Origin of the sequence: Mesorhizobium sp. M4A.F.Ca.ET.022.05.2.1 (assembly GCF_003998845.1) — a bacterium.
Taxonomy (GTDB): Bacteria; Pseudomonadota; Alphaproteobacteria; order Rhizobiales; family Rhizobiaceae; genus Mesorhizobium.
The window spans coordinates 19,346-31,218 of the sequence record NZ_RZOJ01000029.1 but is presented as its reverse complement, the minus strand read 5'-3'; the positions used below and the strand labels follow the sequence as shown (position 1 = coordinate 31,218).

Genomic DNA, 11,873 nt, shown 5'->3' with positions numbered 1-11,873 from the left:
AGCGGGAGAGATCGATCGGGCGCTCGACGACCACGTGCAGTTGGCCGGTGCTGTCGTCGCGCCCGACAAAGACCGGCAACAGCGGAGCGCCGGCGATCTTGGCCAGCCGGGGCGCGCCGCTGGCCACTTCCATGCCCGATTCGCCTATTCGCGCCGTGACCAGCACTTCGCCCTCCCAGGCTCCGGCGGTTATTGAAACGAACTTGTTGGCGCGAAGCAACCGACGGGCCTCGTTCATGCTGGCAGCAGGATCGGCGCGGTCGATCACGACGCGGCCGGCCGCGTATCTCAGTTCCGCGCCAATCCTGATCGGGTTCAGGAAGCGGATGCCGAAACGCGACTTGGTGAAGCCATGCTCTGGCCGGCTGACGTGAAACACCTCGAACCCGGCCCTGGCGAAGGCCATCTTCGCCGCCAGCGCATTGAAGCTGAAATGCGCGATCCACAGCACCGCGCCATGGCCTGCATCTTGCGCGGCTTCGAGATGCTCGATGCCTTGCAGCGCTATGGCCGGGTTCCACCCACCGAGCCGTTCGCGCAGGATCTGTATGTGATGCTCGTGACGCGTCGCGCGGACGCCGCGCAGATCGTCATTGCCGGCCAGTCCGAACGAGCGAAAGGTCTGCAGGACCCGGCTGTCCCGGTTGGCGAAAGACGCGCCGCCCAGCCGCGCCATGGACAGGCAGATCGCTCGCCATTCGCGCTCGGGAACGAGCCGGGAGACAATCGCCAAAGCAGGGAGTTGCAGCAGGAATTTGAGGTCTTCCAGCGCAAATATCTTCCTGGCCCCGGAGGCCCGTTTTCTCTTGCGTATGTTGAATTCCAAGCCGGGTCCCCACCCACGCACCTTGCTTACGGGGGGTCGGCGGGCAAATAAACTGCCGATTCCCAAAGCGCAGGCGCTACTAGCATGACCGATCGCCGGCATCAAAGGCTCTCTTGTCATCCGGGCACGGCTTTGGCGATTGCCCGAAGCCCGGCCATCATGGTAACGAGGGCGCGCGCGGGTATGATGTAATGGTAGCCTGTCAGCTTCCCAAGCTGAACGCGCGGGTTCGATTCCCGCTACCCGCTCCAGCTTGTGCCGCGCCGTATTCACTCATCAGTGGCTCGATGAACTCGAACCGGCCAACGCCGGCAGGCTTGCGCATGGAACGCCCCGCAACTCGAATTTGATTCAATATCGCAGGACGGTTTCCGTTCCGTTAGCCGTTGCTAAAAAGACCGCCGGCCGAAGCCGGCGGCAGGGTCTACTGTGTCACCAGAGGTACGATCTGGTAATAATCAACGGCTCCAGCCGGCTTTTGTTTCAGCATTCGATAAAATGTGAAACCCGCCGCCAATCACATGGCAGCGGGCCTTTTCACAAGGGACCGGAAGGATGGAGGGGACATGCAATCCGGCCGGCATTTCCAACGAGACGTGCAAGTTTTTGTTCCGACGCAATTTAGCAAAATTGAATATTCCAATGATCGGCCTATAATTTGCCAGCCGGCAACCTACCCCGTTTGCCGGTTAGGCCCGGCGGTCAAACCCCGAGCCCCCGCCCTTGGCCGCCGGGCCGCTGGAAATCGGCTTGGCAACGCTGCGGCGGAAGTACTAGGAGGGAGGCCTTTCCCATGCGCACGGCGGCACTGCGGCTTCGCTCGATCCGACAAGTCCTGTTGCCGCTGATGGGGTTTACCGACTGGCACGAAGGAACCGGCGTGGACGGCAGGCCCATTTGGAAGCACTACATAGCCAGAACGGACTCATGGGAGTCACGTCCGATGACACCCAAAGAGGAAGCCGAGGCCTTCTGGTGGTGTCACCCACCGTATTGAGCGCAAAGTGGCTTCTAGCGCTTCTTCGGCTGCCGTCCCGGTCAGTTCCCTCACCCTGCGAATTACCAGGGCGATAGAGACTCTCTTGTGAATGGCGGTTTCGAGAGCGGGCATGCAGGACCGGCCGGCAACAAACCTGCTACCCGCTTCAGCCGGAATCAATCGATCAGATGGCGCCTTCCTGCACCTGCCGGGACCGCGCAGTCCGGTCAGGTGCGGATGGATGCCGCACCTTTCATGCCAGCACGCCGCAAAGCGGAAGGTGCTTTGCCGCCTCGTCGGCTTCCATCCGCACTATGGTGTGCGTCAGGCCGCCATGCTCATCGATCCATTGCCGCACCCAGTCAGGATATTGCGATATAAGGTAATTGGCGGCGACCGCGTTCTGCCGAGCGCCGACGCCGTAGGGCAGATGGAAGCCGAAGGATGCCTGAGGGGTCACGCAAAGCTGCTCGACGGGCAGCGACAGATAGAGCGTGCAGGCGCTGTCACACGCCCCCTCGAGGCTCACCGGCTCGTCGGCGGCGCGCAATTGGGCAATGTGCAGGGCGAAGCTCACGATCTGGCCACCGTGATTGTCGCCGACCGTCTCGGCCTTCGCGGGCAGCGCCGCCAGAATGGCGGCGAGCCCAATCGCCGTGGTCTTCAACGCCCATCCAAGCTTTGCCGGCAGCAGATCGATTTTCATCCTGTGTTCTCGTTCTCGCGTTTGTCTCGCGGGCGGCTACGCTAGCATCAAGATGGTTAACATTAGGCAGCGCTCATCAATCTTCCGATCGGCCTGTTACACTCGCGCGAGCACGGTACCCCTAGAGGGGGCGCTCTACGGCGAAGGAGACGCCAGGAAGCGCGCCACGACCGGCGACTGTTCTGTGCAATTGAAGAACGAGCGCCCGTCCAGGCTCTTGGAGTATCGGCCGATCCTGGCATGGGCCGGAATTTTGTCTGGGTCGGCCTTCAAGCCGAGCAGAATACGCAGTTTCTTGAAAGCCATCTATGGAGAGCCCCACCCCGACACTCACGTTGGAATCCGGGCTCCCGATTTGTAAAGGGTGGATTTTGGGTTTTGAACATGCGCGAGCATGAAATCGCTGGCCGCCAGCGCGCGGCTGTCACGACCGAAACTGACGTCGAGACTGGTTGCGCTTCCGTTTGGTCCGGCGCCGTACCGCCTTCGCTAGCGGCGGCCGAGCCAACCGTCACCCAACTTCCCGCAGGATGAAATCGTGCAGCATCTTGGCGGCCGGAGAGAGCACGCGGTTCTTCACCGTGATCAGGCTGTAGGGCCGGACCTCGATGTCGAACTCGGTCTGGACGACATCGATGGCGCCGGCCAGCCCGTCGGGATTCTGGATGAATTTCGCCACCTGCACCGACACCGGCGCGATAGCATCGGACTGCGCCACCATGACCAGGGTGAGCAGCAGCGAGCTGGTGTTGAGGATGCGATCCGGGAGCGCGATGTTGCGGTTGAGGAAATTGCTCTCCATCGCCTGGCGCAGCGGCGAGCCGCCGGACTGGAAGACCCAGTCATAGGCGGCGGTCTCCTCCAGCCGCACCGCCTTGCCGTTGCTCAGCGGGTGGCCTCGGCGCACGATCAGGCAGGCCTTCTCGACGCCGATGACGCGCGATTCGAACAGACGCGGGTTGAGATCGTCGGGAATGCGCGCGATGATGAAATCGTGGCGCGACGCAATCAGCTCGCGTGCCAGCACGTTCGAGGTCTCGACCTGCATGGTGATCTCGATGCGCGGATAGAGGCGGCGGATCTCGCGGATCGCCGGCACCGCCAGTTCGATCGCCGGCGCCGTCACTGCGCCCAGGAATACCGAGCCACCCTTGCCCGCCTTGAGCTCAGAGATCTCGCGGTCGGCCTCGCGCATCTCGAGCAGGATCGAGCGCGCGCGCCTGGCCAGCGCCCTGCCGTAGGGCGTCAGCGTGATGCCGCGCGGCAGCCGCTCGCAGAGCTTCACGTCGAGCACCGCCTCCATTTCCGAAATCATGCGCGAGGCGGCGGGCTGCGATATGTTCATCACCTGGGCCGCGGCGCTTACCCGGCCGTGATCGTCAAGGGCTGCGATCATGCGCATATGGCGCAGGCTGAGCCCGCTGCGCAGAAGCGTTTCGCCATCTCCCGGCAGCTCGTCGTATCCACCTGAAATACCAACAGGATTGCCCAATGCCGCCATGCTTTGTCTTCGCTCCCGCAACGCATTCGTCGGCTTTTGATATATACCAGTTTCGGTATAGCAACCATCAGAGATCGCATTTGACAGTTATGTCAAAGGGACACACCCTTCGCGCGTCCCGTGGCATGACGGTCGATGACGAGGGAGATCGTGTCGACTGAAATCAGCGCCGCGGGGCCGATTGGGAGGATACCGGAGATCGATAGACGACAGCGGCGCATCTCGCGCTTCTGCTCGCCTGCGCGGCCCGCGAAGCCCCGAGGTGTCGCGTCCATCAACCAGGGAGAGTTACTGTGAAAATCATCAAGACACTGGCCGCCGTGGCGGCCCTTGGCATCGCGGCCATGACGCTGCCGGCGCATGCAGGCGAAGGCCTTGTCGGCGTGCTGATGCCGACAAAGACCTCGCAGCGCTGGATCAATGACGGCGACGCCGTCAAGTCGCAGCTCGAGGCTCTCGGCTACACCGTCGACCTGCAGTACGCGCAGGACGACATCCCGAACCAGCTCAGCCAGCTGGAAAACGAAATCACCAAGGGCCCGAAGGCGCTGATCATCGCCTCGATCGACGGCACCACGATGGCCGACGCGCTGCAGAAGGCCAACGACGCGGGCGTCGTCGTCGTCGCCTATGACCGCCTGATCAAGAAGACCCCGAACGTCGACTACTACACCACCTTCGACAATTTCGGCGTCGGCGTGATCCAGGCGAACTCCCTGGTCAAGGGCCTCAAGGAGCGCTTCCCGAACACCAAGCCGTGGAACGTCGAACTGTTCGGCGGCTCGCCGGACGACAACAACGCCTTCTTCTTCTACAATGGCGCGATCTCCGTCCTGCAGCCGCTGATCGACGACGGCTCGATCAAGATCAAGTCCGGCCAGACCGGCATGGACAAGGTCGGCACGCTGCGCTGGCTCGCCGCCACCGCCCAGGCGCGCATGGACAACCTGCTCTCGGCCAACTACTCGGACGGCAGCCGCGTCGATGGCGTTCTGTCGCCCTATGACGGCCTGTCGCGCGGCATCACCGCCTCGCTGCGCGCCGTCGGTTACGGTACCGACGCACAGCCCTGGCCGATCGTGACCGGTCAGGACGCCGAGACCGCCTCGGTGAAGCTGATCATCTCGGGCGAGCAGTACTCGACGGTGTTCAAGGACACCCGCGAACTGGCCAAGGCCACCGTGCAGCTGGTCGACAAGGTGCTCTCCGGCGGCAAGCCCGACGGCCTCGACGAAAAGACCTACAACAACGACGTCAAGGTCGTCCCCTCGATCCTGTTGACGCCGCATGAGGTCGACAAGTCGAACTACCAGGCGCAGGTCGTCGACTCCGGCTACATCAAGGCCGACGAGCTGAAGTAATCCGGCTTCAAAGGGAGGGGTCCTGCGCGACGCAGGGCCCCTTTTCGTTCAGAAGCGACCCCGGTATTGTTTTTTGCCGGCTTCTGCAGCGCCATGCACCGTCGCGGCGCGGACCAGACTGCAGTATGTTGATTTCGCGCATGACGCTTTCCGAAACCGGAAGGCATGCGCCAGGGAGCGGAATTCCTAATGACCTCGACGATTTTGGAGATGCGCGACATCACCAAGACGTTCCCCGGCGTGAAGGCGCTGTCGAACGTCAACCTCAGCGTCGAGGAAGGCGAGATTCACGCCGTCGTCGGCGAGAACGGCGCCGGCAAATCGACGCTGATGAAGGTGCTGTCAGGGGTCTATCCGTCCGGCACCTATGAGGGACAGATCGTCTTTCGCGGCCAGGAATGCCACTTCAAGGGCATCCATGACAGCGAGCATATCGGCATCGTCATCATCCACCAGGAGCTCGCCCTGGTGCCGATGCTGTCGATCGCGGAAAACATCTTCCTCGGCAACGAGCACGCGACCTATGGCGTCATCGATTGGAACGCCAACGAGAAGCGCACCGCCGCATTGCTGAAGAAAGTCGGGCTCAAGGAAGACCCCAAGACGCTGATCACCAATATCGGCGTCGGCAAGCAGCAGCTGGTCGAGATCGCCAAGGCGCTGAGCAAGGAAGTGAAGCTGCTGATCCTCGACGAACCGACGGCTTCGCTCAGCGAAAAGGACAGCCAGGCGCTTCTCGACCTTCTGCTCGAGTTCAAGCGGCAGGGCATGACCTCGATCCTGATCTCGCACAAGCTGAACGAGGTGAACCGGGTCGCCGACAAGGTCACGGTGATCCGCGACGGACGCACCATCGAGACCTTGCCCAGGGAAGACATCAGCGAAGACCGCATCATCACCTCGATGGTCGGCCGCTCGCTCGACGACCGCTATCCGCCGCGCGAGCCGCAGATCGGCGAGGTCGTCTTCGAGGTCAAGGACTGGTCGGTCTACCATCCGATCCATGCCGACCGGCAGGTGATCAAGAACGTCAACCTCAATGTGCGCAAGGGCGAGGTGGTTGGCATCGCCGGGCTGATGGGCGCCGGCCGGACCGAATTCGCGATGAGCCTGTTCGGCCGTTCCTATGGCCGGCACATCACCGGCGAGGTTTTGCTCGAAGGCAAGCCGATCGACCTTTCGTCGGTGAGCAAGGCGGTGGAGAACCGCATCGCCTATGTCACCGAGGACCGCAAGACCTACGGCCTCAACCTCATCGACCATATCAAGCACAATGTGACTTTGGCCAATTTGGGCGGTGTTTCGAGCCGCGGCGTCATCGACGACATGCGCGAAATGAGCGTGGCCAACGACTATCGCAAGAAGACGAACATCCGCGCGTCCAGCGTTTATCAGCTGACCGGCAATCTTTCTGGCGGCAACCAGCAGAAGGTGGTGCTGTCGAAATGGCTGTTCGCCGACCCGGAACTGCTGATCCTCGACGAGCCGACGCGCGGCATCGATGTCGGCGCCAAGTACGAAATCTATACGATCATCGCCCGTCTCGCCGCCGAGGGCAAAGCGATCATCGTCATCTCGTCGGAAATGCCGGAGCTGCTCGGCATCACCGACCGCATCTATGTCATGAACGAAGGGCGCATGGTCGGCGAAATGGCGGCAAGCGACGCCAGCCAGGAAAAAATCATGCGCGCCATCGTTCGCGGAGAAGGAAAAAAAGCATCATGAGCACAGAAAGCGCTCCCGCGCCGCAAAGCGGCGCAGCCGAAGACGTCAAGCAGGGTCCGCGCGTCGCCGTCTCGGCGCTGACGACGAACCTGCGCGAATACGGCCTGATCATCGCGCTGATCGTCATCATGCTGTTCTTCCAGTACACGACATCAGGAACGCTGTTCAAACCGGTCAATCTCAGCAACCTGGTGCAGCAGAACTCGTTCATTATCGTGATGGCGCTGGGCATGCTGCTGGTGATCGTATCCGGCCATATCGACCTCAGCGTCGGTTCAGTGGCGGGCTTCATCGGGGCGCTGGCGGCGATGATGATGGTCATCTGGCCGCTCGGGATATTAAGCAATCCGCTGGTGGTCTCGATCGTGTGCCTGATCGTGGGCGCCCTCATCGGCGCGGCTCAAGGCTACTGGATCGCCTATCACCGGATACCGAGCTTCATCGTGACGCTGGCGGGCATGCTGATCTTTCGAGGCATCTGCCAGGCCCTGCTGGGCGGCGGCTCCTCGGTCGGCCCGCTTCCAGACAGTTTCAAGGCGCTAAGCTCGGGCTTCATTCCGGACGTGATCGGGCCGCTGACGCTGATCCCGCCGACGGTGAATGCCGCCGGCAAGACCATCCTCGGCAGCGGGCTTACGCTGCACATGACGACGATCGTGCTCGGACTGATCGCGGTGCTCGCCTATGCCTATTTCGGGCTGCGGGCCCGCCGCAAGCGTGAGCGTCATGGCTATGAGGCCGAGCCTTTCCCGCTGTTCGTCATCAAGACGCTGGTCGGCAGCGCGTTGGCGCTGTTCCTGGTCTTCCAGTTCGCGAGCTACAGGGGCCTGCCGGTTGTGCTGCTGGTGATGGGCGTGCTGATCTCGCTGTTCGTCTTCGTCACCAAGCGCATGACAATCGGCCGCCGCATCTATGCCATGGGCGGCAACGCCAAGGCGGCGCAACTGTCGGGCATCAACACCGAACGGCTGACGCTGATGGTGTTCATCAACATGGGCGTGCTGTCGGCGCTCGGCGGCCTGATCATCGCGGCGCGCCTCGGCCAGGCCGTGCCGGCGGCCGGCCTCGGCAGCGAGCTCGACGTCATCGCGGCCGTGTTCATCGGCGGCGCCTCGGCGATGGGCGGTGTCGGGCAGGTCATCGGTGCGGTGGTCGGCGGCTTCATCATGGGTGTGATGAACAACGGCATGTCGATCATGGGCGTCAACGTCGACTGGCAGCAGGTGGTCAAGGGCCTGGTGCTGCTCGGCGCGGTGATCTTCGACGTCTACAACAAGAACAAGGCCTGACGGCAGCAATTCCAGGAAAGCTGCATAGCGGTTTTCCGTCCGGAATTGCGCAGAGACAATATATTGGGAGCGGTCGGCTGCTCGAAGCTGAACCGCACCAGCCGAGGAAGGCAGGAGGCATACGGGTCCAGATCGCGAAGCTGCCGGCAACCCGCCGGCGCCAAGAAGTCCCCGGAGGGACCAGGCTCGCGAGCGCAATCCGGACGAAGAGTTTCAACCGTGGCGCGGAACTGTTCCGGGCCGCGACGGTCAGGGTTTGCCCATCGGCGGCCGGGCCAAGGCAAAAGAGAGAGGGTTCATCATGCTGATCTCCCAGATCCTCGACGACGCCGAGACGATCCGCGTCGTCGCCCGCAACGGCGGCAAGACGCGGATCATCAACGGCGCCCGCAGCGTCTATTCGCTGGCGATGGAGGCGGCGCGCACCGGCACCGGCCTCGTGGCGCTGATCGAGCGCAAGGGTTTCGGCGAAACCATCGATCTCGATGCCGTTTACAAGAAAGGACGGCTGGTCTCGCCGATCAACCATCCGGATCCGGCGCATCTGCATCTCACCGGTACGGGACTTACGCATCTCGGCTCCGCCGCGACGCGCGATTCCATGCACAAGAAGCTCAGTGACGGCGAGGAGCAACTCACCGATTCCATGAAGATGTTTCGCATGGGGCTGGAAGGAGGCAAGCCTCCAAAGGGCCAGGTCGGCGTGCAGCCGGAGTGGTTCTACAAGGGCAACGGCACGATGGCGGTGGCTCCGGGCGCGGCGCTGATGTCGCCCGCTTTCGCGCAGGACGCCGGCGAGGAGCCGGAGATCGCCGGCATCTACGTCATCGGCGACGACGGCGCGCCGTTCCGTGTCGGCTTCACCCTGTCGAACGAGTTCTCGGACCATGTGACGGAGCGGGTGAACTACCTGTTCCTCGCCCACTCCAAGCTGCGCAACGCCTCGTTCGGGCCGGAGATCCTGATCGGCGACCTGCCGGCCGACATCAGGGGCTCCTCGCGCATCTGGCGCGACGGCAAGCTGCTTTGGGAAAAGCCGTTCCTGTCGGGCGAGGCGAACATGTCGCATACCATCGCCAATCTCGAGCATCACCACTTCAAATACTCGGCCTTCCGCCAGCCGGGCGACGTGCATGTCCACATGTTCGGCACCGCGACGCTGTCCTTCGCTGACGGCGTCAAGACCGAGGCGGGCGACACTTTCGAGATCGAGGCGAAGGATTTCGGCCTGCCGCTGCGCAACCCGCTCGAGATCGAGAAGCCGGTGAAGGTGGCGGTCAAGGCGCTTTGAGCGCATTCTCCTTCTCCCCTTGTGGGAGAAGGTGGCCTCGCGAAGCGAGGTCGGATGAGGGGTGCTCCAGCTTGGCAAAGACGGGTGATCCGTCACCTACCCCTCATCCGTCTCGGCGCTGCGCACCGATCCACCTTCTCCCACAAGGGGAGAAGGCGGAGGGCGCACAACCTCAGTAGATATCGAAGTCGAAATACTTCGCCTGGATCTTCTTGTAGGTGCCGTCGGCGACGATGGCGTCTATTGCCGCGTTGAGCTTGTCGCGAAGTGCAGTGTCGTCCAGGCGCACGGCGATGCCGGCTTCGGTCTCGGTGCCCTTGACGTCACCGACCAGCTTGCAGCAGCCGTCGCTCGCCTTCTTCAGCCAGTCCACCAGCACGAACTTGTCCGAAATGACGGCGTCGAGCCGGCCGTTCTGGAGATCGGTAATCGCCTCCTCCTGGGTCGGATAGAGCTTGGCCTCGGCGCCGGCCTTACCATAAACGTCCTGGGCGAAGTCGGCCTGAGTGGTCGAGGCCTGGGCGCCCACCGTCTTGCCGGCGAGCGCGGCCGGTTCGGTCGAGGTGAGTTCGCTGTCCTTCGGCGCGACCAGCGCAAGCGGCGTCGTATAGTATTTGTGGGTGAAGGCGACCTGCTTCTTGCGCTCCTCGGTGATGCTCATCGACGCGATAATGGCGTCGAATTTCTTGGCCTGGAGGGCCGGAATGATGCCGTCCCAGTCCTGGGTGACGATCTCGCATTCGACCTTCATCTGCGCGCACAGCGCGTTGGCGATGTCGATGTCGAAGCCCTCGACCTTGCCGTCCGGCGTGATGGTGTTGAACGGCGGATAGGCGCCCTCGGTGCCGATCTTGATCTTTTCCGCGGCCTGCGCCGACAGGGCGCCGGCGCCGAGCGCCAGCATGGCGGCAGCGGCCGCCGACAGGATCCATCTCGAAATCCGCATTGTCTTCTTCCCCTTCATTTCCGTCACCTTGACGGGCTGGGCACAGCCAAGCATGCCGCGTGGGGCCGGGCAAGCGGAGTCTAACGATGACGATGGATCAGCGCGCGGCGCGGAAATGCTTGGAGAGCTTCAGGCCCTGCGCCTGGTAGTTCGAGCCGAGATCGGTGCCGTAAAGCGCCTGTGGCCGCTCCAGCATGTGTTCGTAAACCAGACGGCCGACGATCTGGCCGTGATCGAGGATGAACGGCACCTCGTGGCTGCGCACTTCGAGCACCGCCCGGCTGCCGGTGCCGCCGGCCGCCGAATGGCCGAAGCCCGGATCGAAGAAGCCGGCATAGTGGACGCGGAATTCGCCGACCAGCGGATCGAAGGGCGTCATCTCGGCGGCGTAGAGCGGCGGCACATGCACCGCCTCGCGGCTGACCAGGATGTAGAATTCGTCTGGATCGAGCACCAATTCTCCGGCGCCGCTCTTGTAGAGCGGCTCCCAGAAATCGACGACGTCCTGCGCGGCCCGCTTGTCGACATCGACGAGACCGGTATGGTGCTTGCCGCGATAGCCGACCAGCCCGTCCTTGTCGCCGTCGAGATCGATCGAGAGCGCGATGCCGCCGCCGGAAATGTTGGGCGGCTCGGTGGCGACCAGCATCTCGCCATGGTGGAGCTCGCGCAACTCGCTCTCCGACAGCAGCGCATTGCCGGTGCGGAAACGGATTTGCGACAGCCGGGATCCGGCACGCACCACGATCGGGAAGGTGCGCGGGCTGACCTCGAGGTAGAGCGGCCCGGCATAGCCGGCAGCGATCTTGTCGAACTCGTGACCGCGGTCGGTCATCACCCGGGTGAAGATGTCGAGCCGCCCGGTCGAGCTTTTCGGATTGGCCGAGGCAGAGACATTCGCCGGCAATGCCAGGCTCTCCAGCAGCGGCACGATGTAGACGCAGCCCGTCTCCAGCACAGCGCCGTCAGCGAGATTGATCTCGTGCAGCTTCAGCCGGTCGAGCTTGTCGGCCACCAGATGATCGGGGCCGGGCAGGAAGGAGGCGCGCACGCGGAAAGCCTTGTCGCCCAGCCTGAGGTCGAGGCTGGCCGGCTGGACCTGGTCGGCATCGAGGGCGCGCGGCGACTTCAGCGCGCCGGACTGGAACAGCGCGGAAATGTCCTGATCGGGAAGAATGCCTGTCTGCCGCAAAGCTGGCTCCGCTCCAAGGCCGCTGGTACAAACCTCTTAATGAAGCCGGCAATTGAC

At 63.0% G+C, this 11,873-nt stretch carries 10 protein-coding genes and 1 tRNA gene; 5 read left to right on the top strand and 6 right to left on the bottom strand.

Going from position 1 to position 11,873, the window contains the following annotated elements; all coding sequences use genetic code 11:
• On the bottom strand, positions 1–826 hold an 826-nt coding region (locus EN745_RS05850; RefSeq protein ID WP_189362968.1), incomplete at its 3' end, for a hypothetical protein.
• Positions 827–1,003: 177 nt separating this feature from the next.
• On the opposite strand from EN745_RS05850, the gene EN745_RS05845 reads away from it, so the two are divergent.
• Positions 1,004–1,077: transfer RNA gene (locus tag EN745_RS05845), tRNA-Gly, on the top strand.
• Between the two features lie 981 nt (positions 1,078–2,058).
• Here EN745_RS05845 and EN745_RS05840 read toward each other — a convergent pair.
• From EN745_RS05840 to EN745_RS05835, 3 genes are all read right to left on the bottom strand, one after another.
• Positions 2,059–2,511: a hypothetical protein gene (locus EN745_RS05840; RefSeq protein ID WP_127420755.1), complete on the bottom strand. Its 453-nt coding sequence runs from the start codon at positions 2,509–2,511 to the stop codon at positions 2,059–2,061.
• Between the two features lie 135 nt (positions 2,512–2,646).
• Positions 2,647–2,817 (bottom strand): hypothetical protein, encoded by a 171-nt coding sequence (locus EN745_RS35970; protein WP_189347257.1) that lies wholly within the window; start codon positions 2,815–2,817, stop codon positions 2,647–2,649.
• 205 nt (positions 2,818–3,022) lie between these two features.
• A complete protein-coding gene (locus EN745_RS05835) occupies positions 3,023–4,012 on the bottom strand; it encodes a LysR family transcriptional regulator (RefSeq protein ID WP_127406265.1) in 990 nt (329 codons plus the stop codon).
• A gap of 293 nt (positions 4,013–4,305) precedes the next feature.
• On the opposite strand from EN745_RS05835, the gene chvE reads away from it, so the two are divergent.
• From chvE to araD1, 4 genes are all read left to right on the top strand, one after another.
• Positions 4,306–5,373 carry a multiple monosaccharide ABC transporter substrate-binding protein gene (chvE, locus tag EN745_RS05830; RefSeq protein ID WP_126056584.1) on the top strand — a complete coding sequence of 356 codons (1,068 nt, stop codon included), beginning with the start codon at positions 4,306–4,308 and terminating at the stop codon, positions 5,371–5,373.
• Positions 5,374–5,562: 189 nt separating this feature from the next.
• Positions 5,563–7,098, top strand: coding sequence for a multiple monosaccharide ABC transporter ATP-binding protein (gene mmsA, locus EN745_RS05825; RefSeq protein WP_127399737.1), 1,536 nt, complete (start codon positions 5,563–5,565; stop codon positions 7,096–7,098).
• Entirely contained in the window at positions 7,095–8,387 is a 1,293-nt protein-coding gene (mmsB, locus tag EN745_RS05820; RefSeq protein ID WP_127406264.1) for a multiple monosaccharide ABC transporter permease, read from the top strand. The genes mmsA and mmsB overlap by 4 nt, the downstream gene beginning before the upstream one ends.
• Before the next feature lie 301 nt (positions 8,388–8,688).
• Positions 8,689–9,678, top strand: coding sequence for an AraD1 family protein (gene araD1, locus EN745_RS05815; RefSeq protein ID WP_127420754.1), 990 nt, complete (start codon positions 8,689–8,691; stop codon positions 9,676–9,678).
• Between the two features lie 172 nt (positions 9,679–9,850).
• On the opposite strand, the gene EN745_RS05810 is transcribed toward araD1, so the two are convergent.
• On the bottom strand, positions 9,851–10,624 hold the full coding sequence (locus tag EN745_RS05810) for an ABC transporter substrate-binding protein (protein ID WP_126056587.1): 774 nt from the start codon (positions 10,622–10,624) through the stop codon (positions 9,851–9,853).
• Between the two features lie 97 nt (positions 10,625–10,721).
• Positions 10,722–11,816: a 2'-deoxycytidine 5'-triphosphate deaminase gene (locus EN745_RS05805; protein WP_127420753.1), complete on the bottom strand. Its 1,095-nt coding sequence runs from the start codon at positions 11,814–11,816 to the stop codon at positions 10,722–10,724.
• Positions 11,817–11,873 lie beyond the last annotated feature (57 nt).